This window comes from Shewanella sp. SR44-3, assembly GCF_014163735.1.
Lineage (GTDB): Bacteria > Pseudomonadota > Gammaproteobacteria > Enterobacterales > Shewanellaceae > Shewanella.
This window is the reverse complement of sequence record NZ_JACJDV010000007.1, coordinates 63070-89694: the sequence shown is the minus strand read 5'-3', so window position 1 is coordinate 89694 and position 26625 is coordinate 63070. Positions and strand designations below refer to the sequence as shown.

Annotated in this window: 26 protein-coding genes; 18 read left to right on the top strand and 8 right to left on the bottom strand. The window is 44.2% G+C overall.

Annotated features, from left to right (window positions below; all coding sequences use genetic code 11):
• Positions 1-162 precede the first annotated feature (162 nt).
• Positions 163-1305 carry a DUF3541 domain-containing protein gene (locus tag H5073_RS06110; RefSeq protein ID WP_182677982.1) on the top strand — a complete coding sequence of 381 codons (1143 nt, stop codon included), beginning with the start codon at positions 163-165 and terminating at the stop codon, positions 1303-1305.
• 78 nt (positions 1306-1383) lie between these two features.
• Here the strand turns inward: H5073_RS06110 and lptG are convergent, their stop codons facing one another.
• Both lptG and lptF read right to left on the bottom strand, forming a co-directional pair.
• Positions 1384-2442: an LPS export ABC transporter permease LptG gene (lptG, locus tag H5073_RS06105; RefSeq protein WP_182678127.1), complete on the bottom strand. Its 1059-nt coding sequence runs from the start codon at positions 2440-2442 to the stop codon at positions 1384-1386.
• The gene (gene lptF / locus H5073_RS06100; protein ID WP_182677980.1) at positions 2439-3551 is read right to left on the bottom strand and encodes an LPS export ABC transporter permease LptF; all 1113 of its coding nucleotides are present in this window, start codon (positions 3549-3551) and stop codon (positions 2439-2441) included. The genes lptG and lptF overlap by 4 nt, the downstream gene beginning before the upstream one ends.
• A 416-nt stretch (positions 3552-3967) precedes the next feature.
• Between lptF and pepA the strand changes: the two genes are divergently transcribed.
• Positions 3968-5476 (top strand): leucyl aminopeptidase, encoded by a 1509-nt coding sequence (gene pepA / locus H5073_RS06095; RefSeq protein ID WP_182677978.1) that lies wholly within the window; start codon positions 3968-3970, stop codon positions 5474-5476.
• An 85-nt stretch (positions 5477-5561) separates the two neighbouring features.
• Here pepA and H5073_RS06090 read toward each other — a convergent pair whose 3' ends face one another.
• Positions 5562-7106: a DUF2235 domain-containing protein gene (locus tag H5073_RS06090; protein WP_182677976.1), complete on the bottom strand. Its 1545-nt coding sequence runs from the start codon at positions 7104-7106 to the stop codon at positions 5562-5564.
• Between the two features lie 369 nt (positions 7107-7475).
• Between H5073_RS06090 and ybeD the strand changes: the two genes are divergently transcribed.
• The 3 genes from ybeD (at position 7476) to lipA (ending at position 9448) form a co-directional block, all read left to right on the top strand.
• Positions 7476-7742, top strand: a complete 267-nt coding sequence (ybeD, locus tag H5073_RS06085; protein ID WP_182677974.1) for a DUF493 family protein YbeD — start codon at positions 7476-7478, stop codon at positions 7740-7742.
• Positions 7743-7830: 88 nt separating this feature from the next.
• Positions 7831-8481 carry a lipoyl(octanoyl) transferase LipB gene (gene lipB / locus H5073_RS06080; RefSeq protein WP_182678125.1) on the top strand — a complete coding sequence of 217 codons (651 nt, stop codon included), beginning with the start codon at positions 7831-7833 and terminating at the stop codon, positions 8479-8481.
• 1 nt (position 8482) lies between these two features.
• Positions 8483-9448 (top strand): lipoyl synthase, encoded by a 966-nt coding sequence (lipA, locus tag H5073_RS06075; protein ID WP_182677972.1) that lies wholly within the window; start codon positions 8483-8485, stop codon positions 9446-9448.
• Positions 9449-9530: 82 nt separating this feature from the next.
• On the opposite strand, the gene H5073_RS06070 is transcribed toward lipA, so the two are convergent.
• Both H5073_RS06070 and H5073_RS06065 read right to left on the bottom strand, forming a co-directional pair.
• Positions 9531-10073 carry a GNAT family N-acetyltransferase gene (locus H5073_RS06070; protein WP_182677970.1) on the bottom strand — a complete coding sequence of 181 codons (543 nt, stop codon included), beginning with the start codon at positions 10071-10073 and terminating at the stop codon, positions 9531-9533.
• Entirely contained in the window at positions 10073-10366 is a 294-nt protein-coding gene (locus H5073_RS06065) for a hypothetical protein (RefSeq protein WP_310734230.1), read from the bottom strand. The genes H5073_RS06070 and H5073_RS06065 overlap by 1 nt, the downstream gene beginning before the upstream one ends.
• 203 nt (positions 10367-10569) lie before the next feature.
• Here H5073_RS06065 and H5073_RS06060 point away from each other — a divergent pair, with 203 nt between their 5' ends.
• Positions 10570-11022 (top strand): GNAT family N-acetyltransferase, encoded by a 453-nt coding sequence (locus H5073_RS06060; RefSeq protein ID WP_182677968.1) that lies wholly within the window; start codon positions 10570-10572, stop codon positions 11020-11022.
• Positions 11023-11025: 3 nt separating this feature from the next.
• On the opposite strand, the gene H5073_RS06055 is transcribed toward H5073_RS06060, so the two are convergent.
• On the bottom strand, positions 11026-11700 hold the full coding sequence (locus H5073_RS06055; RefSeq protein ID WP_182677966.1) for a nitroreductase family protein: 675 nt from the start codon (positions 11698-11700) through the stop codon (positions 11026-11028).
• 252 nt (positions 11701-11952) lie between these two features.
• Between H5073_RS06055 and H5073_RS06050 the strand changes: the two genes are divergently transcribed.
• Complete coding sequence (locus H5073_RS06050; protein ID WP_182677964.1) at positions 11953-12438, top strand: DUF6622 family protein; 486 nt, start codon at positions 11953-11955, stop codon at positions 12436-12438.
• 160 nt (positions 12439-12598) lie between these two features.
• On the top strand, positions 12599-13048 hold the full coding sequence (locus H5073_RS06045) for a FlxA-like family protein (RefSeq protein ID WP_182677962.1): 450 nt from the start codon (positions 12599-12601) through the stop codon (positions 13046-13048).
• A 124-nt stretch (positions 13049-13172) separates the two neighbouring features.
• Here H5073_RS06045 and H5073_RS06040 read toward each other — a convergent pair whose 3' ends face one another.
• Complete coding sequence (locus H5073_RS06040) at positions 13173-14618, bottom strand: methyl-accepting chemotaxis protein (protein WP_182677960.1); 1446 nt, start codon at positions 14616-14618, stop codon at positions 13173-13175.
• Between the two features lie 28 nt (positions 14619-14646).
• Here H5073_RS06040 and H5073_RS06035 point away from each other — a divergent pair, with 28 nt between their 5' ends.
• The 3 genes from H5073_RS06035 (at position 14647) to H5073_RS06025 (ending at position 18829) form a co-directional block, all read left to right on the top strand.
• A complete protein-coding gene (locus H5073_RS06035; RefSeq protein WP_182677958.1) occupies positions 14647-14853 on the top strand; it encodes a hypothetical protein in 207 nt (68 codons plus the stop codon).
• Between the two features lie 323 nt (positions 14854-15176).
• On the top strand, positions 15177-17024 hold the full coding sequence (locus H5073_RS06030) for a heme ABC transporter permease/ATP-binding protein CydD (protein ID WP_182677956.1): 1848 nt from the start codon (positions 15177-15179) through the stop codon (positions 17022-17024).
• Entirely contained in the window at positions 17021-18829 is a 1809-nt protein-coding gene (locus H5073_RS06025; RefSeq protein WP_182677954.1) for a heme ABC transporter ATP-binding protein/permease CydC, read from the top strand. The genes H5073_RS06030 and H5073_RS06025 overlap by 4 nt, the downstream gene beginning before the upstream one ends.
• Positions 18830-18982: 153 nt before the next feature.
• Here the strand turns inward: H5073_RS06025 and H5073_RS06020 are convergent, their stop codons facing one another.
• The gene (locus H5073_RS06020; RefSeq protein ID WP_182677952.1) at positions 18983-19159 is read right to left on the bottom strand and encodes a helix-turn-helix domain-containing protein; all 177 of its coding nucleotides are present in this window, start codon (positions 19157-19159) and stop codon (positions 18983-18985) included.
• A 186-nt stretch (positions 19160-19345) separates the two neighbouring features.
• On the opposite strand from H5073_RS06020, the gene rsfS reads away from it, so the two are divergent.
• The 7 genes from rsfS to H5073_RS05985 all read left to right on the top strand — a co-directional run bounded on the left by rsfS (position 19346) and on the right by H5073_RS05985 (position 26490).
• Positions 19346-19675 (top strand): ribosome silencing factor, encoded by a 330-nt coding sequence (gene rsfS, locus H5073_RS06015; RefSeq protein WP_182677950.1) that lies wholly within the window; start codon positions 19346-19348, stop codon positions 19673-19675.
• The gene (rlmH, locus tag H5073_RS06010; protein ID WP_182677948.1) at positions 19675-20145 is read left to right on the top strand and encodes a 23S rRNA (pseudouridine(1915)-N(3))-methyltransferase RlmH; all 471 of its coding nucleotides are present in this window, start codon (positions 19675-19677) and stop codon (positions 20143-20145) included. The genes rsfS and rlmH overlap by 1 nt, the downstream gene beginning before the upstream one ends.
• Positions 20146-20262: 117 nt before the next feature.
• A complete protein-coding gene (gene mrdA, locus H5073_RS06005) occupies positions 20263-22119 on the top strand; it encodes a penicillin-binding protein 2 (RefSeq protein WP_182677946.1) in 1857 nt (618 codons plus the stop codon).
• A 2-nt stretch (positions 22120-22121) separates the two neighbouring features.
• Complete coding sequence (gene rodA / locus H5073_RS06000) at positions 22122-23222, top strand: rod shape-determining protein RodA (RefSeq protein WP_404948380.1); 1101 nt, start codon at positions 22122-22124, stop codon at positions 23220-23222.
• A gap of 9 nt (positions 23223-23231) precedes the next feature.
• Positions 23232-24242 (top strand): lytic murein transglycosylase B, encoded by a 1011-nt coding sequence (gene mltB, locus H5073_RS05995; RefSeq protein ID WP_182677942.1) that lies wholly within the window; start codon positions 23232-23234, stop codon positions 24240-24242.
• Positions 24232-25095 carry a septal ring lytic transglycosylase RlpA family protein gene (locus H5073_RS05990; protein WP_182677940.1) on the top strand — a complete coding sequence of 288 codons (864 nt, stop codon included), beginning with the start codon at positions 24232-24234 and terminating at the stop codon, positions 25093-25095. The genes mltB and H5073_RS05990 overlap by 11 nt, the downstream gene beginning before the upstream one ends.
• 153 nt (positions 25096-25248) lie before the next feature.
• Positions 25249-26490, top strand: coding sequence for a serine hydrolase (locus H5073_RS05985; protein ID WP_182677938.1), 1242 nt, complete (start codon positions 25249-25251; stop codon positions 26488-26490).
• Positions 26491-26625 lie beyond the last annotated feature (135 nt).

Genomic DNA, 26625 nt, shown 5'->3' with positions numbered 1-26625 from the left:
TATATCTAAGATCACCCAAGTATATTTTCTGCCCCTAGCTGCTTAATGATTTAAAATAGCGCATAGTAGTGTGATCTATATCCTAAACTTTACAACTTTACGTTTCCCGTAGTCATGCACCACAGGAAACCCATTAGCCCCCATGGGCACACAAGGAGTACTATGAAGCCGTTGTTTTCCCTTGTACTTGGCTTAAGCTTAGTCATCCCCCTATCGGGGCATGCCAAAGAGCCAACTACAGCAGTTAGTCAGCAAGAACAAATCAAGACTCAGCCACTTGATAAAGCCGCTATTGAAGCCAGTTTTATTGCAGATGCTGAGCTTATTCGTAACACTTATGAGCCCAAGCTGTATTCTTTCCCTGCCTATGTGATTGGCCATTACGGCTTAAGAATGTACCGTCAAACTTTAGATCCTAAATACGCCATGTCAGTATGGATGGACATGGCACGTTTGACGACTCGCTTAGATAAATTTGCCGCTGAAGTGAGCAGCCCAGAACAAATTCAAAAGTATATCGACAAGCGCATCGGGGGTTACGAAGCGGTTTATGGTAAGCGAGGGAAACGTGGCAAATTAAGATACAAGGTCACGAAAAAAATGCCTGAGTATCTGTTCGTTGCCTTAGACTTACTCAGCCCATTAGCTCGTGCCAATGAATACGGTTTAAAGCACAAAAATGATGCGAAGTTCCGTGAAATCTTACGCAGCTATGATTTTAAAAAGTATGCCACTGACAAAAATATGATCAGAGCCTGGGCAGCCCAACTTGCCAACCAAGTGTATTGGTTGCGACAAATGGGCGAACAAGATGTGGTCGATGATTTTATTAAGAAGTTTAGAAAGACTTATCCTGATAGCAAGGATAAAAAACTGTCTAAAAAGCAATATAGTAATAAAATTTATGGCATGACTCACATCATCTTTGCGGCCTCTGAATACTACAAAAAACCCGTTGCCGAGAAAGATTTTCAGTGGATTTATGACTATTATCGCAAGAATTTTGACTACATTGCCGAGCATTCGACTAAGGATGTGGTCGCTGAAGTGGGCATTAATTTTTTACTTGCGGGATTGGAAGACGATCCAATAGTGTTCAAGGCTCGCCAAACCATTCAAGCTTATATCAATAGAGAGCATGGTATGGTTCCTTCCCCTAGAGGCAATACCGACCTTATCAGCGGTGAGCACAGAAACACCTTATCGATAATGCTATTAGATTGGCGCGGCGTGCACGATGCTCCTACCTATCTTAACAATCCTAAAGTATTTAAAGAAATGCCTTATGGTTTACAACCACTTTAACGCCGTGAAGTACTGACGCGTTACCCATAAAAAAGACAGCCTAAGCTGTCTTTTTTAATCTCTAGGTTCGGTGATAAATTATTTTCGTATGTAATAGACGGCTGCAACGGTAAATAGCAAACTCGGTGCCATAGCGCCAACCACTGCGGGTAGCTCATACACTATGCTCATAGGGCCGAAGATTTGATTGCAAATATAAAAACTAAACCCAGCCACCACGCCTAATAATACTCGAGCGCCCATTGTCACTGTGCGTAAGGGACCAAATACAAAAGATAACGCCACTAGCATCATCACAGCAATAGTGACCGGCTGCATGATCTTACGCCATAAGGCCAAATTGTAGCGACTAGGGTCTTGTTGATTCACTTCTAAATAATCTAAATAATCCAGCAAACCTTGAATCGATAGCGCCTCAGGTTTAACCGATACCACCCCAAGTTTATCTGGGGTTAAGCTTGAGTCCCAACTCTGCAGCGCTTGTTCAACTAAAGTAATTTTATCATCGCTAAACCCTGTGATTTTTACTTGCTGCAACTGCCACAAATTATTTTTAAATTCAGCTTGTTCCGCATGTGTCACCTTAACCAACTTCATCTCGCCATTAAACTCATACAAGGTGATATTTTTTAAAGATTCAACGGTTTCGACTTCACCAATATTAACAAATAAGTCACCGTCTTTAGCCCAAATCCCTCGGTGAGATTTAATCAAACTGCCACCAGACAACTTAACCGCTTGCAGTTCTTTAGCACTGCGTTCGGCAACGGGGGCGCCCCATTCACCGAGCAACATCACCAAGATCATTAACGGCACAGCGGTTTTCATCGCCGACATGCTTATCTGCAATCGTGACATGCCAGAAGCTTGCATGACCACCAATTCAGAATTTGAGGCCAACATGCCCATGCCGATTAAAGCCCCTAAAAGCACCGCCATGGGAAAGAACATTTCAATATCTCGAGGAATAAGAAACAACACATAAATACCTGCATCAAGCATGGTATAAGCGCCGCGCCCCACAAGCCTTAACTGATCAACCCATTTAATAATGCCTGATAAGCCTGTAAGAATAAGCAAACACAGGGATGAGCTCGCTAAAATAGCCCTAGCAATATACAAATCTAAAATCATTATGCAGATACCTTATTCTTTTTTAGCGACACAGAGAGCCTTGAAAATAATGGCCGCTCTTTACCCAATAAGAATATCCCCATCAACAGGGCCGAGCAGTGGATCCACCACATACCCAAGTACTGAGGAATCACCTCATCCTCCAATGCTTTGCGCCCTGCTATCATTAAGCCAAAATAGCCCAAATAGAGTAAAATCGCGGGGAAAACCTTAGCAAACTTACCTTGGCGCACATTAACTCTAGCAAGGGGCACCGCAATTAACGTAAGTAGTGGAATAGATAACGGAATAGCAAAGCGCCATTGAAACTCAGCCGCTGCCTCTGGGCCTTGGGTGTCATTCAATTGCTCCATCGACAGTGCCGATAGCTTACGCCGGCGTTCATCAACCTCTTGCTCTTTAATTTCCATTCGGTAACCGCCGAACTCTATGACTTGATAGGCCAGCCCTTGGGGGCTACCTTGGTAGCGCACGCCACGCTCAAGTTGCAACTGCTGGCTACCTATGCTGTCTTCAATCACTCGCCCTTTTTGCGCTACAACCACATTGCTCATGCCTTCTTTATCACCAGGCTCTGGTAACTGAGCAACGAAAACTTTCCTTAATTGGTTGTCTTTACTTATTTTTTCAACAAACAATACCGCGCGGCCATTGGGACTTGCCTGAAACCGCCCTTGCACCAATGCTGCAAGCCCAGCTTCAGCCTGCGCTTTTTCTAATACTTGATTTTGTCTTTCTTCCGCCCATGGACTCACGTACATGGATAACACGCAAGTAAACACTAGGTTTGCAAGCGCCAGTAATAATGTCACTCGGGCGACATACCACTCGCTTACTCCAACACTGTGAAGTACCACCATTTCATTTTCGGCGTACATGCGGCCGTGAGCCAATAAAATTCCCAAAAAGAAACTTAATGGCAGTATGAGTAAGGTTAATTGCGGCAGGTTTAATCCCAATAAAGTCAGGACTAATGTAGCAGGAAACTCACCATTTGAGGCGTCAGCTAATACACGAACAAATTGTTGGCTAATAAAAATAGTTAACAGCACTAAAAGTACTGCAAATTGCGCCTTTAAAACTTCAGCTATCAGGTATCTAAATACAATCACAAGTGGGATCCGCTGGGTTAACTTATCTTTTTACTGGTATCAGAGTAACTTTCATGTAAACTGTGTTTTTTAGCAGTTTTTAAGAGTTTTCTGGCCAGTTCGTAGGTCTGTTGCAACGCTAAGTCTTTGGTTACAAAAGGCGGCGATATTCTAAGGTGTATCAACACGCATCCTCTTGCCGCAAAAATGTACTCAGACTCAGGTGCAAACACGTTACTCGACTATAATGAACCAACTCGTTGCCGCATCAGGATAACCCAATATAGGCGATATCTTGAAGCAACCTTTTGAAACAAGTTGTTGAGTCAATCAGTGTAAGGATTGCGACCTTAAGGTGGTTCTCTTGGCGTTAGCCGCCAAATGCTAACATTATCTAATAAATATAAAATTTTGTCTTTAAGAATCTAGGAGTGCTCATGGAGTTTAGCGTAAAGAGCGGCAGCCCAGAAAAGCAACGTTCAGCTTGTATCGTTGTTGGTGTCTACGAACCTCGCCGTCTGTCAGGTATCGCCGAGCAATTGGATAAGATCAGCGAAGGTTACATTAGTAACTTACTACGCCGCGGCGATCTCGAAGGAAAGCCTGGGCAGATGTTACTACTGCATCATGTTCCTAATGTATTGAGCGAACGCGTACTACTTGTGGGTTGCGGCAAAGAGCGTGAGCTCGATGAGCGCCAATACAAGCAAATCATCACTAAAACCATTAGCACCTTAAACGAAACGGGTTCTATGGAAGCTGTGTGTTTCTTGACAGAATTACATGTTAAGGGCCGCGACACTTACTGGAAAGTACGCCAAGCGGTTGAGACTACTCAGGCGAGCCTTTACAGTTTTGATGCCTTAAAAACCCGCAAGGGTGAAACCCGTCGTCCTTTACGTAAGATGGTATTCAACGTACCAACGCGCAAGGAACTGACAATTGGTGAACGCGCTGTTGAGCATGGTATGGCCGTGTCTGCGGGCATGCATTTATGCCGCGATGTTGCCAATATGCCACCAAACATCTGTAATCCAGCCTATTTAGCTTCTCAAGCTCGTCAAATGGCAGAGCACCATGACAAGCTAAAAGTCACCACCATAGGTGAAGAGCAAATGGCCAAATTGGGCATGAACTCCTACCTTGCTGTGGGCCGTGGCAGTAGCAACGAATCCATCATGACTGTGATGGAATATAACGGTGCTATCGACAGTGCAGACAAGCCGATTGTACTGGTAGGCAAAGGCTTAACCTTTGACTCAGGCGGTATTTCATTAAAACCAGGCGAAGCCATGGATGAAATGAAATATGACATGGGCGGCGCAGCAGGTGTTATTGGTACAATGAAAGCGTTGTGCGAAATGAACTTACCTATCAATGTGATAGGTGTACTTGCTGGCTGTGAAAACATGCCTGCTGGTAATGCTTATCGCCCAGGTGACATCTTAACCACTATGTCAGGTCAAACGGTTGAAGTGCTTAATACTGATGCTGAGGGACGTTTGGTGCTATGTGATGTATTAACTTACGTTGAGCGCTTCGAGCCAGAATTGGTTATCGACACCGCCACCTTAACTGGCGCTTGTGTGATTGCATTAGGCAAACATGCATCAGGGCTATTTAGCTCTCACAACCCACTGGCACATGAGCTATTAAATGCCGGTGAGCAAAGTGGTGACCGCGCATGGCGCATGCCATTGTGGGAAGAGTATCAAGATATGCTCGATAGCCCATTTGCTGACATGACTAACTTAGGTGGCCGCCCAGCAGGTTCGATCACTGCAGCTTGTTTCTTATCGCGTTTTGCCAAGAAATATAACTGGGCGCATTTAGATGTTGCTGGTACAGCTTGGAACAGCGGTGCTAACAAAGGCTCTACAGGTCGTCCTGTACCTATCTTAAGCCAGTTTTTGATCAACCGCTCAGGCGTTGAAATCAGCGAATAATCCGTTTTCGCCATTCAATATCGGCGTTAACAACAAAAGGGTGAAGCATAACTGCTTCACCCTTTTTTCATCACTCAAATAGCCATTATTCAATACGCGTAATCGTCAGCTTAATGCTGCCATGATTATTGTTATACAAAGACCAAACATCGTTAGCGAAAGCATAAAAGTAACCACTGTCTTGTACCTCAATGCCATGTTGCTCATGGGCAGGTAAAGCAAAATATTGATGCGGAGCTGGGCTACCATCATTGTTTACTGCCACAGCGGCGCCATTATCATTGGCAATGCAGCCTACGGCAATAAACCACTCTAGCGTCTCAACCCGCTTGGTTCCCCAAAAATCGGTAGACTTATTTCGGGTTATCTTCATAAATGCCCGCTCTGTAATCCCCCATAGGGATGAAGCTGCCCGTACTATATCCCCCCTAGTGAGATTACCGTCTTCTGTGCCTTTCCAATCACAGGTATCTTTACTGTCTTGCCATTGGCCCGTTGCACTAAAACAATATTTTTGACCTTTTTCCATATACAAATTAGCCGGGTTCCAATGTTTTTTAGCAAACACATCCACAGCCAAAGATTCTCCCACCGCCAGTGACTGAGTGGGCCAATAGGCGGGATAGGCTAATGGTGAGGAGGCTTGACGAGCAAAGACGCTGGAATGAAAATAAGCTTCATTATCAGGATGCACTGCTCGTATGTTTCGGGGTCTGGAACGTAATTTACTGAATACCCCTTTATAAGAGTTATGCAGCACCCCATTGGGATCAGGTTTTATTAGGGAGTCAATGGCGGGTCTAAAAGCCAACTTATGCTCTTGAGCATTTCCCTTGGCCGCTTCTTCAATCATCCAATGCAGGGCGATATCCGCAAGTCCGCTATCAGCATAGCCACCACCAACATCACTGTGCACACCGGGAAACCAGATTTCTTTGGCGTTGTGATGAACATCTACATTAGACCAACGAGTCACAGTGAAACTGCTGCGTTTTTCATCCAGAGCCATAGCATGGCGCGCGATGTTGACATTATCGCCTAGCACAGTGTCATGAAAACGCCAACGCTCTGGGTTATCAAACAGATTCAAAAACTCCAGATCATTAGGGATCCCCAAGGCACCAACAGTATCCCAAACGCCTAAAAAATGGATCTTAAAAGCCGCGGCATTATCGATAAAGAAACTCGGTGCCAGCGCCGCACCGACCCTTTTATAGTAGTCATATAAATCGTGCGTACGCTGCCATGACTCTTGCTCCGATAATCCAGATAAATCCAATAAGCCATGTTTTAGTAATCCGCATAAGCTGCGAGCGGTAAAAGCGCCACGGCTGAAGCCGAAAATGTACACCTTGTCATCGGAGTTATAATGAGTGGCAAGCCAGTGATAAGCACTGGAAATATGCCGCTTGATGCTGACCCCTAGGGCACCATCTATAATGGCATCTTTAAGCCCTGAGTCTTCACCACCTAAACCAGGGTGATAATAGATCAACTGAGGTTCACCGTTGGCATCCTTAGAAGCGATAGCATTAGCGAGTTTATAAACATTGGTTGGAGCGGGAACCCCATTATCCTCTTGCTGGGGATTATTCCAAGTTCCATCACAGCAAATAATTAAATTAGCCATTTTAGGCCTCCATGCAGAAAATGAGTAAACCCTTAAGTTATAGTCGAAGCTTGGATGCTGGTAAACATACTCCATGCTCACTGGATGCCAGCTACGACAGATTATTCCTTTCCTTGCTCAGCCTCAACGTTTAGCAAAGTACTTAACTGACAACCCATAGCAAAAAACGTCTCAAGGTCAATGGATTAAGTAACTCATACTTTTATTTAGATTAACAACCGCTTACTCACTATTTTGCAACAGCTTAACACTAAGGAACGCACCATCGATGGACATGCTAAATTAATTCGAGGGAAACACAGCTTGAATTAGGTATAATTAGCACCATATTAATATTCTATTCATGCTTAAGCTCAGAGAACCCAGATTATGCTAAATACCAGCTTCGATGATGTCATGGAGTTTCCTAACTCTTGCCCTTTTAAAGTCATAGGTGATGCGGACGATACCTTGGTTGACCGCGTGGTTGCCGTTGCTCAGCAATTAGCACCCGGTGACTATGCCCCAACAACTAAAGCGTCAAGTAAAGGCACTTACTACTCTATTACTATACGCATCACTGTCACCAGTAAAGAGCACATAGAAAAAGCTTATATGGACCTTGCAGCCATTGAAGGTGTAAAGAGAGTTTTATAGTCCGCACATTATCAGTATTGGCCTAGGACTTACATTTACTCAACTGGCGAGTATAATGAGCCAACTTTTTTACAAGGGAGAGGCCGTGTTGCTACCTCAAACGCTACATATCAGGCACCTTGGTCAGCAAGATTACCAAACCGTTTGGCATGCGATGCAAGCCTATACCGACAATCGTGATGCAGACAGCCAAGACGAGCTGTGGATTGTTGAGCACTTGCCAGTGTTCACCCAAGGTCAGGCAGGCAAGAGCGAGCACATACTTAACCCAGGTGACATTCCTGTTATTCAAGTCGATAGGGGCGGCCAAGTGACCTATCACGGTCCAGGGCAATTGGTAGCTTATCCTTTAATTGATATTAAGCGCGCCAAATTAGGTGTACGCCAGCTTGTGAACCATATCGAGCAGAGCATCGTTGATATGTTGGCCCCCTATGATATTAAAGCCTACGCTAAAGCAGACGCCCCAGGGGTATATGTGGACGAGCGAAAAATTGCCTCATTAGGCCTTAGAATTCGTAAAGGCTGCTCTTTTCACGGTTTGGCATTGAATGTCGACATGGATTTAGCCCCTTTTAGACGCATCAATCCGTGTGGCTACGCTGGCCTTGAGATGGTGCAATCAAAAGCATTAAATGGACCTGAGAGCGTTGTTGAAGCAGGCGATAAACTTATCGAAACCTTCAGTAAAATATTAGGTTACCAAGAAGTTATCCATCACCAAGGATTAGCAGAATAAAATGAATAGGCCTGAAAGATTACAACCTGGTGTCAAGCTGCGCGATGCAGAAAAAGTGGCACGTATTCCGATAAAGATTGTTCCTTCCGAACGCGAAACCATGTTGCGCAAGCCTGATTGGTTAAGGGTAAAGTTACCAGCGTCCAATCAACGTATCTTAGAAATTAAAGATGCCCTGCGTAAGAATGGCCTGCACTCAGTATGTGAAGAAGCCTCGTGCCCGAATCTCTCTGAATGTTTTAACCACGGCACGGCGACCTTTATGATCTTAGGTGCCATCTGTACCCGCCGCTGCCCATTTTGTGATGTCGCCCATGGCCGCCCGCTTAAGCCTGATGCCGAAGAGCCGGTCAAACTAGCGCAAACGATTCGCGATATGAAGCTTAAATACGTGGTAATCACCTCTGTAGATCGTGATGATTTACGTGATGGCGGCGCGCAACACTTTGCAGATTGTATTCGTGAAATACGTAAACTCAATCCAGAGATTAAAATCGAAACCTTGGTGCCAGATTTCCGCGGCCGCATTGATGCAGCCTTAGACATTCTCGCCACAGAGCCACCGGATGTGTTCAATCACAACCTAGAAACCGCTCCTGCTCATTATCGCAAAGCAAGACCGGGGGCTAACTATCAGTGGTCATTAGATTTACTTAAACGCTTTAAAGAGCGTCACCCACATATCCCGACTAAGTCGGGCTTAATGATGGGCTTAGGTGAAACCAATGAAGAAATCGCTGATGTACTGAGGGATTTAAGAACTCACAATGTGGAAATGCTGACTTTAGGTCAGTATTTACAGCCGTCTAAATTCCATTTACCAGTAGTACGTTACGTGCCACCAGCAGAATTTGATGAGTTAAAAGTGTTAGCCGACGAACTAGGATTTACTCACGCAGCTTGTGGTCCTATGGTGCGTTCAAGCTACCATGCTGACTTACAAGCTCAAGGTAAAGAAGTTAAATAGTTAACTTGTCCTCTGGGGCAATATATTCAGTTTGCTGAAAATAAATTAAAAATAGCGCCTTAGGCGCTATTTTTTTGTCAACTCAAGTACGCTTAAGTAATAGATAATAATCTCGCCGTTCAAAACCAATAAAATCCACCACCTGCATCTCTGCTTTAGCCGTATGCGCAGCAAATGAGCGGCTATTATCTTCAGCAATAAAAGTCAGCATATAGGGATATTTGTGCTTCACTGCATCATTAAGCTCAGCGACTAGCGGGACAAAAATCCCTTTACCTCGATAACTAGGACTTATCCAGATCGGGCCATATTGACAGCAATTTTTCACCGTTAGCTTAGGGCCTTCATGCTCGATTCTATCTAAGCGTTTAACCAAAGCTGAATATATGCCCTGCCCTGCAAAAAAATCCCAACCCGCAGCAATCACATAACCCACAATCTGCTGATTAACTTCGGCAAGTAACAAATAGTGCTGATTAATCAAAATAGTGAGCTCTTTGATGCTGAAACCTTGACCCGCTAACTGACCCACATCAGCCGCGGTCAGTTCATCACTGACGTGCTGAGCCTCCAGCTGGGCTAATCTAGGCACATCACTTAGGCTTGCTTTACGGTAGGTAAACATCAATGATTATCCATCTTAGTATTGCCTGCTCTAGTACTGCCTGTTTTAGAATCATCAATATCATCGCTGATATTTACAGCGATTTTATTCATGTCTTGCTGCTGTGCCCACTGCAGAAACTCTACTATGGGATAAGGACTCATCAACATCAAACCAACACCAATCAAACTTGAAAGCACCAGCATACCTGATAATTCAAGGCTCAATTGCGTAAAAAAATAACCGCATCCCCCAATAAGAAACATAGCTAATCCAATGAAATGTAATGCTTTAAATAGTGTTAACAACTTCATTATTATCACAATTATCCAGAAGGAATTATGCCGCTATGATAATCCAATGAGGTTATTCAAGGTAGTAATTCATGAGGTTATAATCCTTCATCAGCAGACAAGGTCATCCGATCGTTTGTATTAGTACTGCCACTGCCTAGCCAGTGATATTCAAGCTGTTTATGTGATAATTTAGCTAACACTCTCCATTATATAGGCTCACAATGAAAATAAGAAAAGGTCAACTCACTGATTTAAATGCCTTAGTTAACTTTAATCAAGCTATGGCGCTAGAGACGGAAAATCTGCAACTTAACAGCGACACCTTAACCTTAGGCGTTAGGACTTTATTAGCGCATCCAGACAAAGGCTGCTATCTCGTGGCTGATATCGATGGTGAAATTGCAGGATCGCTGATGGTAACGTTCGAGTGGAGTGACTGGCGAGCCAAAAACTATTTTTGGATCCAAAGTGTATATATCTTGCCTCAGTTTCGCCGCCAAGGGATATACGCCAAGCTCTATCAAGCCGTCAAAGATCTCGCTAAAGAACAAGGCGGCGCAGCCAGTTTCCGCCTTTATGTGGAAACTGAAAACAGTGCTGCACAGCGGACCTACGAAGCACTAGGAATGGAACAGAGCCATTATCTTATGTATGAAGAAACGGCGACCAAATAGCCTCTACTCAATAAAATCACAGATCTCACTTAAGGATTTTTTGCTTAATGCATGGGCCGGAATTGTTGCATCCTCGCTTGGATACCCAGCGATGATAAGCATATAAGGCCTTTCATTGTCATTATCTCGTTGGCATATTTTAGACAAAAAACTCATAGGCTTAGGTGTGTGGGTTAAAGTGCCAAGCCCTGCATTGTGCAAGGCTTGTATAAGAAACCCTGTCGCGATTCCTACAGACTCATGAACGTAGTAATTACTCTTCTCCTGACCTTCTTCTTGTAAGCGTTTTTGACTAAAAACCGCAATTAACCACGGCGCGTGCTCAAGATAAGCTTTATCGGCATTGGTCCCTAATGGTTTTAACGCATCGAGCCACTCCTCCCCGGCGCGTCCGGCATAAAAAGCTTGTTCTAATGCTTCTGCTTGCTGGCGAATTTGCGCTTTAACTTGTGGTTGACTAATGGCCACAAAATGCCAAGGCTGATGATTCGCGCCATTTGGTGCCGTACCCGCGGCTAAAATACACTGGGCAATAATATCTTTCGGCACTGGGCGGTCAGAAAACTGACGAATCGAATGGCGGCGTTTAATATCCATATAATGGGCATTAGCGCGGCTTAACATCTCATCTTGTGGATATTCAACAAAATCTGTTAGCGGCAGATGTTCTTGATTCATATCAATTCCTTAATCTAGTGTTTCTATTAGCCAAATAACAATAAAGATATAGCCACAGCTTTGATTTAACATTAATCTAACAACAGTGAAATCTAAGGGCAAGCTGCGCAGTCAGCAGTCATGACTTTGGATCAAATCGCCACTTCGCACCTAAGGTTTAATGCCTAAGATGCCAGTTAACCCAAATTGCGGTTAATTACCACACACTATGACTCATTACAGCCGATGAAATCAAATTTCGAGGAAACACCTATGTCCACCATTATTAGTCACACACCCACATGGGTTTTTGTGTTGTTTTTTGTGTTGATTTTTTTTGGTCTAAAACAAACCAAGCCGCGACAAATCAATTTACTTCAAGCGCTATTACTCCCCTTTTTAATGATCGTTTTGTCACTGGCGGCTGTTATCACAAGCTTTGAATTCAATAGTACCAGCCTTATTCTATGGCTGACAGGTGGGCTGTTAAGCCTGCTATTAACGACTCGATGGAGCTTACTGGGCGAAGTCAATTACGATGCCCAGAGTAAGCATTTCTCTCTAGCCCCGAGCTGGCTACCATTTATAGCTATCATGCTTATTTTCTTTATAAAATACGCTGTTGCCATCGCCCTAGCTCGAGAACTTCCTTTTACTCTGGATATGGACTTTATGATCATAATCAGTGTCATTTATGGACTGTTTTGTGGTTTTTTTGCTGCACGCTTAATCTGTGTATTTCAGGCAATAAAAGCCTAACAATAAATGAGGATATCAGTCATTCGATTTAAATTGGCACTACTTATCATTAAGCGGTTCAAGGAATGAGAATTTGCGCCGATAAACTGTTATTCACGGCAAGATAAGCATATTATGCTTGGCTTTAGATGGACAGTCACACAGTTAAAGAGGGAGCTCCATGGAAATTTCAGGCGCAAAAATGGCTTTAGGTAGCCAGAGCCCACTCAAAGTTCAGGTACGCACTCAAGGTGCAGACGGTGCTCCAAGTGTCGCCTCTGTTTCTCCTCAAAGTGAGCAAGATAAGGTGTCGATTTCCCAAGCGGGTAAAAATGCACTGGCTGCTTCTACAGGTGCAGTCTTACATGCACAAGGGGCCTCTGATAGTGGCTCAGCAGAAGAAGCTGATGGCGGTAAAGCTCTATCTCCGGTAGAAAAGCAGATTAAAGACCTTGAAGAAAAAGTTAAAGAACTCAAAGAACAATTGAGTGAATTAAAAGGTGACAACTCTGAAGAAGCTGTTGAGAAAAGAAAGCAATTACAACAACAAATAATGATATATAGCGGCATGATAGCCACATTCACCAAACAGCTTGAAAAACAAAACGCAGAATCCTCTTCCAAAGGTTAATTATATCCGCGGCATTGAGTTTAAATAATTCATTATTTAGATTAAGTCTGAGCTAGTACAGATTAGGAATGAAACCAACAAATATCGGCTTCATTCCTAATTAAATTCAACTTTTCAGTCTCAACTAAAGCTGATATTGAACCAAGATTTGCTCTAAGTCTTTGGAGGCTTTTTGTAAATTACTAGCCAGTAGCTCGGCGTTTTGAGCATTGGCAAGTATGGTGTCTGATTGCAGGCGGATTTCGGTGATTTGTCCCGACACATCTCGTGATGACATGCTTTGCTGCTCCGCTGAAGCAGCTATCTGAGTGCTCATATCAAATACGGCATTGATGGATTCAGCCATTCTAGCCACGTCATCACCTACACCGCTGATGCTATTACGTCCCTCTTCTGCTTGCTCAACAATCATATTGGTAATGCCACTGAGCTTAATTGAACCAGCTTGCAACCCTTCAATCATTTTCTGAATTTCAACTGTTGCTTGTTGGGTACGCCCTGCTAGGGTGCGCACCTCATCTGCCACAACCGCAAAACCTCGACCTTGCTCGCCAGCACGTGCCGCTTCGATAGCAGCGTTCAAAGCTAATAAATTAGTTTGCTCTGAGATGCCATTAATTGTGGTCACCACATCATTAATTTGAGTGGCATCTTTAGATAATTTCTCCACCGATGAAAATACTTCACCGATGCGCTGTGATAGATTACTGATGCTTTTTACCGAACCGCTGATCTGCACTAAACTTGAATCCACTTGCTTGGCACTGTCTTTAGTGCGCGATGAAGTGTCACTGGCATTGTGGGATACATCTGAGATGGCCGCTGTCATTTGCTCCATCGCGTGGGAAACTGAATCAAGGGAGTGGTGTTGCTGGCTGATGAGCTTGCCGTTAGTGTTCGCCTGATTATTAAACTCTGCAGACGCCACTTCTAATGTATGGGCGTTGCTGCGAATGGCTTTGACCATTTCACTCATGTTATCAGCGCTGCGATCAATTTCCTTGGCAATCATACTAAAGTCATCGGTGCCGAAAAAATTTAATCGACAGCTTAGATCGCCGTCTGCTAGGCGCTTGATGGCAATATACATGTCCCATAGACCGCCGCCTAAGGAGGTCGAAATCCAGTAGCTTAATTGAAATAGTGGCAATAGTCCGATAAACGCCAGCCATAAGAGTAGCTGTGTGTCACTGCGGGCATCTTGCTCCCAAGCCGTCACTATCTGAGTTTGCTCTAAATATTGATTTCCAGCCGCAGCACTAGCAGTCACGGTATCGCCCTGTCTGCGATTAATGTTTTGTGAAGATAACTGTAAATTATTCTTCTGAGCAAATGCCTGTAAACTGGTATCGGAGAGGTTTTGCCTATTAGCTACCGCGGCTACAGCTTCTACACTGGCAGTCACTTTGGCCATGGATTGAGCTTCAATTAATTGCGTTGCGTGTTGAAAGTTCATCAAGGCAACGGCACTTGTTATTGCTGCAACCATGGAACAAACAATCCAAAATTTACCATTCAAGCTAAATTTAATGAGTATCGCATCGATTTTTCTAAATTGTATTTGCTTCATACTTTATGTTCCTAAAATAGCGGATACTGTGACCCCAGCTCCGTTGCACCATTTAAAATCAGCGTTACATCTGTATAAGATAGCCGTTATTCAGTGCCAACTTGATATCGAACTCCCTATGGCGATACAAATTAAAGCGCCCAAACTTAAGTGCTGTATCCGTATTCCATCAACATTAGCTGAAGATTTTCAATTAGCACAATGTCGTTATAAGCTTAGCGGCTTTTCGTCATAATGCTTTTGAACATTATATCCTTGAGCTAAATTAAAACCCATGCCTTTATCACCCTTTGCTCAACTCATTTAATTTCAATTCCACCAATTCTATCCTGCCCTATAAGCAAAACTAAAACTAAGCTAGCGGATATTTGCGAGTCAGTGCAAAATTATTGATTCATTATGGATCTTAGATCTAAAAACTCATATTCCTTAGACTCTATCTTCAGGTAATCCGCTTTACTTCAGATGCAGCTTTATAGGTATGGTTAAGTATTACTCCCCCTTCTGGGTTATACTGCAAAATCGCTGTCCGTCATAAGCTTACATCTTGGAAATTACATGGATAAGTCGTTAGAAAAGTCATTAACCCTGTGGCTTAAACAGCAACAGACTGTCTGTGCTGGCTACCTCAAACTTACGGTCTTATTTGGCATTCTCACCGGTCTATGTTTACTGGCTCAAGCATATACCTTGGCTAGCGTGTTAGACGGCCTGATTATGCAACAATTGTCACTGCTGACTTTTTATCCTGAACTCATCGCCCTGCTATCACTCACCATATTTCGCGCTTTACTTGCCTATGCCAAGGAGAGTTCTGGATTCATTGCTGGGAAAAAGTTAAGAGCCCAAGTGCGGCAAACCGTACTCAATAAGCTGATTTCATTAGGCCCAAGCTTTATTAACACTAAGCCTGCTGGCACTTGGGCAAATATCGTGCTGGAGCAAATCGAAGATCTGCACGACTTTTACGCGAAATACTTGCCAGCTATGATGCTCGCGGGATTTATACCACTGATTATTCTCGCAGCAATTGTGCCGATTAACTGGCTAAGCGCTATGATTTTGTTGGTAACAGCGCCGCTCATCCCACTATTTATGGTATTAGTCGGTATGGGCGCCGCCGAAGCTAATCGTAAAAACTTCTCGGCTTTGCAGCAATTAAACGGCCACTTTCTCGACAGCCTTCGAGGCCTAAGAACATTAATTTTATTTCATCGTCAGCAAGCCGAAATTGACAAAATCGCTAATGTGTCAAATGACGTTAAGCAGCGCACCATGTCAGTGCTGAGCCTCGCCTTTTTGAGTTCGGCTGTATTGGAGTTTTTCGCCGCCATTTCCATCGCCATATTGGCAGTCTACTTTGGCTTTAGTTTTTTAGGCCATTTAGAATGGGGCAGTTTTAGCCTACTCCCCCCCACTGAACATCGCTTAAGCCTGTTTAGCGGCTTATTTGTCTTGTTACTGGCCCCTGAGTTTTATCAGCCTCTCAAAGATCTCGGTACGCATTATCATGCTAAAGCAAAAGCCATTGGTGCCGCAGAAAGCCTTGTCACCTTGCTTAACATCCAAGACTCAAGCCTAACGAGTCATATCACTACATCTCTCATTGCATCATCCAAGGCATCACACACTAAGATTGACTTAAAGACTTGGGAGTTAGAAGCTAATAATCTTAAGGTGTTCACTCATGATGGGGAATGCCTTTTAGGACCCATTAGCTTTACCATTAGTGGTCAGCAGAAGCTGGCTGTCGTTGGTGCCAGTGGCTCAGGAAAAACCACCTTAGTGAATCTGCTACTGGGCTTTTTACCATACGAAGGCTCGCTAAAAATTCAGGGCATTGAGTTTAATCAACTGGATTTGAGTCATTGGCGTAATAATCTAGCTTGGCTCGGACAAGAGCCGCAATTGTTTCACGGTACCTTGATGGACAATTTACGCCTTGGCAATCAAACCTTAAGTACTGAAAAAGCTTGGGAGTTACTTGCTAAAGCCAACATTGATGACTTTGTTAGCCAGCACCCTTTGGGGCTTAAATTAAGCATTGGTGAGCAGGCTGCAGGCATTTCAGTGGGTCAAGCCCAACGTATCGCACTTGCCAGAGCTTTAAGTCGCGATGCTAACGTGTTTATTCTTGATGAACCCACAGCGAGCTTAGATAGCGCCAGTGCCGATGCGATTACTCAAAGCTTAACTAAAGAAACCACAGCCAAATGCCTACTTATCGTGACTCATAAACTCAGCCAACTAGGCGCAATGGACACCATTTTAGTGCTTGAAAAAGGCCAACTAAATAGCAGCGGCAGCTATGATGAGCTAATGGCACAAAACGGGCTTTTCTGCCAACTTAATGCTCAAACTGCGTATGACATCGACTTACAGACAAGCTTGGGGCTAAATTCATGAAAGATTTACTGCCCTATTTACGACTTTTTAAACAGCATTTATTGATGATGAGTGTAGGATTCACCCTTACCCTCATAAGCTTACTGGCCGCCATGGGGTTATTGGCATTATCAGGCTGGTTCATTTCAGCTTCTGCGGTGGCTGGACTGACTGCGGCCAGCGCCGCTGCATTTAATTTTTTTACGCCTGCTGCGGGCGTTAGGTTTTTCTCCATTTTACGGACCGTTAGCCGCTATGGTGAGCGAATGGCGACTCATCAAGCCACCTTTAGTCTACTTGCAGATCTTAGAGTATGGGTGTGGAAAAGGTTACTGCCTCTTAGCAGTAAAGAGCTAAGCACCATACGCCAAGGGGATTTACTTAACCGCTTAATTGCTGATATCGACACTTTAGATCATCTCTATTTACGGCTGATCACCCCCATGTTCGCTGCATTAGTGATGATCTTAAGCCTGTACTTTTTTGTGGCTTGGTTTAACTTAGGCATAGCCTTAGTTTTGGTGGTTTTTTTACTGACTACATGGCTTGTCCTACCTTGGTTTTTTTATCATCTGGGCAGTAAAGCTGGCACTGCACTGCCGCAAACGAAACAAGCCGTTCGCGTGCAGCTGATAGATATCCTTCAAGGTCAAGCTGAACTCAGTCTATTTGAAGCCAACAACCGATACTTACAGGATTTTTATCAGGCGGAAGCTCGCCTGTATGCCAACCAAGAGTCCCTTGCCAAAGTCGCAGGTTTAAGCCAAGGCGTTATCATTCTTTGTCACGGTTTTGCGGTAATTAGCGTGTTGTTGATGGCTGGCATTGCCATGGACGCTGCAATAAACCCATCCCACTCAGTTTCAGGTGTTTCGCAACTGGAATTTATTACCCGCGAGCCTATTACCGGCGCTGTACTAGCCTTACTGGTATTTACCGCCATGGCTTGCATAGAAACCCTGCAGCCAATCAGCCTAGCTTTTAATCAGCTGGCCACTAGCATAGCGTCAGCAAAGCGCTTAAATACCTTAGTCAATCAAACTCCCAGCATTCAATTTGCTGAGTCTGCCTTAGACTCCTCTGCGAGCACTGCGGCTCTAACGACAATCAACGGAGTGGACAAAGCCCCCCCAAGCTTAAGCTTAACTGGAATAAACTTTGGCTACACTCAGACACAGCCGTTATTTCAGCAGCTTGAGCTTATTATCCCCAAGGGCGAGAAAGTGGCTTTATTGGGCCCAACGGGCTGCGGGAAATCCAGTTTATTGTCACTGATTAGCCGTGAATACCTGCCAGACTCAGGCGATATACAGATCAACGGACAGCAGATCACCGCCCTCCCAGAGGACCATCTACGAAGCAGCATGAGTATTGTCAGCCAAAGAGTCGATATATTTAGCGCAAGCCTAAGGGACAATTTGAGCATAGCAATTAATGCTGAGTCACTGAACGATAAAGACATTGATGCACGTATTATTCAGACCTTACAGCACGTCGGGCTTGAGTATTTAGCTAACACCACCCAAGGCTTATCACTCTGGCTAGGTGAAGGTGGGCGCACACTATCAGGGGGAGAGCGCAGACGCATTGGCATTGCCAGAGTGTTACTTCACGATGCCCAGTTATTATTGCTCGATGAACCCACCGAAGGGTTAGACAGCAAAACCGAAATGGAAATATTAAATTTGCTGTTCGAGTTTGCCAAAGATAAAAGCCTTCTCATGATAAGTCACAAACTTACTGGGATGGATAGAATGGATAAAATCTATCGACTCCAAGCAGGAAAAGCCGTGCAATTAAACATAGAAACGGTAACCAAAAAATGATGATTGTCAGAATTATGATGGCTAGCAAGACTCCATGGATCACCTGCTAACACTCGTTACACCATAAAAAACGGCTTATGTGCAAACATAAGCCGTTTTAGCTTGTGATTAGTCAAAGCCGCTAACGTATTTTAAGTGTAATTGAGCCTACATTTAGCCTAATTTTTTCGAAAACGATAGATAACGCAAAACTTCAGATTCTGGGAATGTGAGCACATCTCCCTCTAGCTTGCTGCTAAGTAAGTTCTCTCTCGCATAACGCTTGATAGTAGCAGGGCTTTTATCCAGAACTTTACAGACTTCTTCCAAAGTTAAATATTTGTCGCTCATTATTGTCTCCTAATGACAAGGTATTGCTAAAGGCTAAACACAGCTTAGTAGATATTTTGACAAATATGCTAAGAAATATATTCTCATAAAACCACGCTGTTTTTGCTAATCATCAGCGAGTAATTGCGCCTGAGTAGGGTTTTTGAGTATAATACTCCGTTATTTAAAATACTGAGGTAAGTCGTCGTGCAGAGCACGGAATTAAAAGCATTTGTTGTCGATAAAATCGATGATCTAAAAGCCAAAGACGTTGTTGTTTTAGACGTTACCAATCAATCAAACATTACCGACTACATGGTGATCTGCACTGGCACATCGAAAACCCATGTACGCGCTATTGCTGAAAACTTAGTTGTTGAAGCAAAAGCTGCTGGTATTCCACCACTAGGTGTTGAAGGCCGTGATAGCAGTGAGTGGGTATTAGTCGATTTAGGCGATGTGATCTTGCATGTAATGCAAGAAAGCAATCGTGAATATTACCAGCTCGAAAAGCTTTGGTCAGAACACAACGCTTAATGAAGTTACAAATTATCGCCGTTGGCACCAAAATGCCCGATTGGGTCACCCGAGGTTTCGAAGAATATCAGCGCCGTTTTCCACGGGACATGGCACTTGAACTCATAGAGATCCCTGCTGGTAAGCGCGGGAAAAATGCAGATATCCCCCGAATTTTACAGAAGGAAGGGGATCTCATGCTAGCGGCGGTGGCTAAAGGTAATCATATCGTTAGCTTAGATCTTCCCGGTAAGAACTGGACAACTCCAGACCTTGCCGAGCAGCTCAGTAAATGGCAGCTCGATGGACGAGATGTCAGCTTACTGATTGGTGGGCCTGAAGGTCTATCACCTGCTTGCAAAGAGGCCGCGAGTCAAAGTTGGTGCTTATCCGCATTAACCTTGCCGCATCCTTTAGTACGAGTGTTACTAGCCGAAAGCTTGTATCGTGCTTGGAGCATCAATAACAATCACCCCTATCACAGAGAGTAGCCCTGAGCGGTAAATTAACCCTGAGCGATTAATTAGCCCTGAGCTTATTCTGCTGACATGGACTTGTTTATAGCACTTTGCTATAAACAAGTAATAATTAAGCCGGAGAAAGCATAAGTGTCGCCAAAGAAGCGCATAACCATGCATGACCATGCCGCTGAGGCATCACTATTTAAGCGTCGTGCTCTATTTACGTTTGTCTGCGTCTTTGGGCTATTAACACTGTTATTGTCAAACTTGTATCAATTGCAAGTGGTGTCCTTTACCGACTATGAAACTCGCTCCAATGATAACCGCATCCGTGTCGTACCTATTGCACCCAGCCGCGGGCTTATTTTAGATCGAAATGGTCAGTTGTTAGCTGAAAACCTGCCCTTTCATTCCCTCGAACTTATTCCTGAAAAAGTCGCAAATATCAATGAAGCCTTAGATAGCCTCAATGAAATTTTACCCATCAGTGAAGAAGAACGAGAAACCATTAGTGAAACCCTTAAGTATCATCGCCGATTCAAGCCTCTGACCATTAAAAATAAGCTCTCCGAAGAACAAGTGGCAATATTTACCGTCAATCAACACAAGTTCCCCGGCATTTACGTCGATGCGGGTCTTAAACGCCATTATCCGTACGATGGTTTAATGACTCACGTACTAGGTTACGTCGGCAAAATTAATACCAAAGACAGAGCCTCATTAGAAGCGAGTAATCTCTGGGCTAATTATGCCGCCACTAAAGATATGGGTAAGCAAGGGATAGAGAAATTCTATGAAAACTTACTCCACGGTCAGCCTGGGCATTCAGAAGAAGAAGTGAACAACCGTGGCCGAGTTATCCGCACACTTAAGGTCACTCAGCCTACACCGGGGCAAGATATCTACCTCACACTCGACCTCAGATTACAGCAAAAAGCCGTTGAATTACTCTCTGGCAGAAAAGGCTCAATTGTCGCTATCGACCCCAAAGATGGCGGAATTTTAGCTATGGTGTCTAGCCCTAGTTACGATCCCAATCAATTTGTCCACGGGATCAGCAGCAAAGCTTATAGCCAATTACTTAACGATAAGTCTCGCCCCTTGATTAACCGAGCAACCCAGGGACAATACTCTCCAGCCTCGACCGTTAAGCCATTTATTGCTTTGCTGGGCTTGGATGAACAGATCATTAATGAGCGAACTCGAGTATGGGATCCAGGCTTTTGGCAAATTCCGGGGGTTGAGCGTAAATACCGAGACTGGAAAAAATGGGGCCATGGCTGGGTTGATGTCTATCATGCCATTATTGATTCTTGCGATATTTTCTTCTACGACTTGGCCTATAAAGTCGGCGTGAATAAGCTGGCTAATTTTATGGACCAGTTTAGTTTCGGCCAAAATACTGGCATAGATATTTTCGAAGAAGCCACAGGCAATATGCCCTCCAAAGAATGGAAGCGGCTTAAATACAATCAATCTTGGTATATTGGTGACACCATTTCTGTGGGCATTGGTCAAGGCTATTGGACAGCGACGCCATTACAACTTGCCAGCGCCACTGCCATGATGGCAAATAAAGGCAAGCGTTTTACCCCGCATTTATTAAAAGCTTTTAAAGACCGCACAGTACTGATTGATGCCCCTATCGATGAACAGCCGCCTATCGAACTGAACAACCCACGTAATTGGGACATCATCAATGAAGCCATGCGCCAAACTGCTGATAAATCTCGCTTTACCGATGCACGCTATACCGCAGCAATGAAAACAGGTACCGCGCAAATTATTGGCATCGCCCAAGATGCAAAGTACGATGCCAGCAAAGTGGCTGAGCACTTAAGGGATAATGCCCTTATCGTGGCTTATGCCCCCTATGAAAACCCTAAAATTGTGATTGCCTTAGTGCTGGAAAATGCTGGCTGGGGCGGCGCTAATGCGGGGCCAGTGGCCAGAGAATTATTTGATGAATACCTACTTAGGGATGAATGGATGACTGCACCATGAGAATGCAATCCCACAGACAAACTCTTTGGCAGCGCTTGCATTTAGATGTCCCCTTATTACTTGGCCTATTAGCGCTGATGTGTTTTGGCTTATTTGTTATCTATTCTGCCAGTGGTGAAGATCTAGGCATGATGGAGCGCCAATTGGTGCGCATGGGATTATCCCTTGGGATCATGTTTGTTTTTGCCCAGATAAATCCAGAACTCTTACGCCGTTGGGCCTTGCCTATTTATATTACAGGGATTGTATTGCTCCTTGGGGTGCACTTTTTTGGCACCATAAATAAAGGCGCGCAGCGCTGGTTAAACCTAGGGTTTATGGAGTTTCAACCTTCAGAGCTTATAAAACTTGCCTTCCCCATCACCATGGCTTGGTATATCAGCAAGTTTCCTCTGCCACCAAAAAAACGCTATCTCGCAGGCGGCGCAGTCATCTTGTTGATCCCAACGTTGCTTATCGCTAAACAACCTGATTTGGGCACCTCGATTTTGGTAGCTGCATCTGGGGTGTTTGTGCTGTTTTTATCCGGCATGAGCTGGTTTATCGTCATAGGTTGCGGCGCCGCACTATTGGCCTTTTTACCTGTGCTTTGGTACTTCCTCATGCATGATTACCAACGTACCCGAGTACTGACATTATTTAACCCCGAGCAAGACCCTTTAGGTGCTGGCTATCATATTATTCAGTCTAAAATTGGCATTGGCTCAGGGGGAATGTGGGGCAAAGGTTGGTTGCAGGGCACCCAATCTCAATTAGAATTTTTACCAGAACGTCATACCGACTTTATTTTCGCTGTCATTGGTGAAGAATTTGGCCTCATGGGCAGCTTATTTTTACTCTGTATGTATTTATTTGTGATTGGTCGAGGCTTATACATTGCCTCAGCGGCCCAAACAAGCTTTGCTCGCCTGCTGGCTGGTAGTATTACTCTGACATTCTTCGTCTATATTTTTGTGAATATTGGCATGGTTTCAGGTATCTTACCGGTTGTTGGCGTGCCTCTGCCGTTAATAAGCTACGGCGGCACCTCCATGATGACCTTAATGACAGGGTTTGGAATATTAATGAGTATTCATACCCACAGACGTTTTATCGATAGATAGGATGATTTAATGCGTTTAAACAATAAATTACTGACCGTAGTAGCATTTACTATTGGGCTTTTAAGCCCATTAGCGCAGGCTGAGCAACCCGAAGATAGTCACGCTGTAACAGAGTTAAAACAGGCGTTTATCAAAGAACAAGTCAGTAAAGGCGCAACGCGGGCACAAGCCCAAGCATACCTCGATGGAGCAAGCTATAACCAAGCTGTCATAGACGCAATGACTAAACCTTGGGAAGCCAAACCCTGGCATCAATATTTTCCAATATTTCTCACAGAAAAACGGCTTCAAGCTGGATTAACCTTTTGGAAAACCCACCAAAAAACCATTCAACGGGCGGCAGATAAATTTAATGTCGACCCACAGATCATCGTCGCCATTATCGGCATAGAAACCTTCTACGGCGGCTACATGGGTAACTATGCGCCTCAGGATGCACTCTATACCTTAGGTTTCTATTACCCGCCGCGAGCCACATTTTTCAGAAGTGAATTTGGCCATTTAATGGCGCTGATAAAAGAAGAGCAGCTCGATGCAGCAAGCCTTAAAGCCTCCTATGCGGGCGCCATGGGATTTGGTCAGTTTATTCCTTCGAGTTATCGCCATTATGCAGTGGATTTTGATGGTGATGGCCGCCGTGACTTGCTCACCAGCCCAGTGGATGCCATTGGCAGTGTTGCTAATTATTTCCATCAACATGGCTGGCAACGTAATGCTGATGTTGCATTACCATTGACTAACACTATGGCAAGTCCACCTCTAGCGAAAGTTTGGAGCGGTGAAAAGCTTGGCTATAAAGTGTCAGATATTCTGAGCCCGAATTTAAGCTTAACTCAGGCTAAAGATATCGATGCCAGCCAAAGCGCATTGTTGGTTGCACTTGAGCAAGTGGACAACACAGAATATTGGTTAGGTCTTAAAAACTTTTACGTAATAACCCGTTATAACCGTAGCCCTTTATATGCCATGGCGGTTTACCAATTTAGCCAACAACTAAAAGCTCATTACAATGCAAAATAACGCTTATTTAGGTTCAAGACTGACAATATTAACGTCCAGAAGCTTAAGCGTCTTAGTTTGTTGCCTTATTTTTGCAGCTTGCTCAAGCTCATCAAACAGCAGCAAAGGCGGCAATAAAGACAGCCAAAGCGGCCGTTATCAGATGGCAAACGATAGAGCCCCCGCAAATGCGCCAGATGTGAGCAAAGTGCCTAATGCCGTGCCAAAATATGAACCCTACAGCCGCCAAGGTAATAGGGACTATAAAGTGCTAGGTAAAAATTATTCGGTATTAAGCCATGGCAAAGATTTCCGCCAGCGCGGCATCGCCTCTTGGTATGGATCTAAGTTTCATGGCCACCTGACTTCAAACGGTGAAGTGTACGACATGTATACCATGTCGGCAGCTCACAAAACCTTACCTATACCTAGTTATGTCAAAGTGAGAAATGAAGATAATAATAGAGAAATTATCGTCAGAGTGAACGATCGCGGCCCCTTCCATGAAGGGCGAGTCATAGATTTATCTTACGCTGCAGCTTACAAACTCGGCGTGCTCAGCACAGGTACAGCAAGAGTGAATCTTGAGGCCATTTATTTCCCAACCCCCTCTTCAAGAGCTTTAGCTGAACTTGCCGATCCTCATGTGAATTTTATTCAAATCACAGCCTCAAGGGATAAAGTCAGGATTAACCACTTAGCCCAGCAACTTGAATCTAAGTATGGCGTCTCATCCAAAATTGAATCGGTAAACGGCTTTTATCGCCTCAGACTAGGTCCAATTGGTCAGCGACAGCTTGCCGATAAATTGCTGCAAAACCTAAAGCGTGACGGTTTTCCGGATAGTTTTATGGTCGAGCAAGCCAAACGATGATCAATTAGCAGAAAAACAGCCCAATTAAGCAAGCTTAATGTTTTTTCACTACCGACTAATGATATATTAACCGCCATTAACGCGTTTTAAGCTGGGCTTAGGTTCAGCTTATGCATCCATTTTCCTTCGACTAACCAGAGACGTGCTACTTTCATGATAAATTCAGTCAATACACAGGTTAATTCTTTGCTGCTTCTTTCTTTTGTTTCGCTCTCAAGCATTGCAGCCCCAGGCGTACCTCAAGCAGATCAATCCACACTACCGCAAGCTAATCGCGCTCCACAAGCCAACCGCGCCCCTATGGTCATTCCAGATGCCCCTAGCGTTGCAGCCAAAGCCTATGTCTTGATGGATTACAATTCTGGTCAGGTCATTGCTGAAGCCAATTCCTATGAAAGCCTAAACCCAGCAAGCTTAACTAAGATGATGACAAGCTATGTCATCGGCCATGAGCTCAAAGTAGGTAATATCAGCTTAGAAGACGATGTGACCATCACCAAAAATGCCTGGTCAAAGAACTTTCCTGATTCATCTAAAATGTTTATCGAAGTGGGTAAAACCGTCAAAGTTGACGACCTAAATCGCGGCATCATCATCCAATCAGGCAACGATGCTTGTGTCGCTATGGCAGAGCACATTGCCGGCACCGAAGGCGCGTTCGTCGACCTAATGAACTCTTGGTCCAAGCAGCTTGGCATGAATGACAGCTACTTTGAAAACTCACACGGCCTTGATTCTGAAAACCACAAGACTACCGCCTATGATATGGCAATCTTGGGCGCGGCACTTATTCGTGACGTACCGCAGGAATACCGTGTTTATGCTGAGAAATCATTTACCTATAACGGCATCAAGCAATATAACCGCAACGGTTTATTGTGGGATAACAGCTTAAATGTTGATGGTATCAAAACAGGCCATACATCTGGTGCTGGTTATAACTTAGTGGCATCGGCCACCAGCGATGGCATGCGCCTTATCTCTGTAGTGTTAGGCACCAGCAGCGAATCTGCTCGTAAAGCTGAAAGCAAGAAGCTACTTAACTATGGCTTCCGTTTCTTTGAAACCATCACCCCTTATAAAGCGGGCGACACTTTCACTAGCCAAGCGATTTGGTACGGCGATAAAGACACAGTAAACTTAGGCGTGACAACAGATACCCCTATCACCTTAGGCCGAGGTAAAGCCAAAGACTTGCAAGCTAACTTTGAGTTAACCAAGCCATTAGCCGCCCCGTTAGCCAAAGGTGAAGTTGTTGGCCGAGTATTCTTCCAGCTTGAAGGTAAAGACATCGCTCAGTACCCACTAGTCACCCTAGAAGAAATCAACGAAGGCAGTTGGTTCAGCCAATTAATGGATTATTTCAAGCAGATGATCGCAGGCTGGGTAAGCTAATCTCAAAATACACATAAAAAAGCGGCCCTCAATGGGCCGTTTTTTTTACTCTGCAGTCCGCCATGGAATGGCCGTCTCGCAACACCTCATGGAGAAACGCCATAGCTCGCCTTTTTAGCTTTTTTGTTTGCTGTT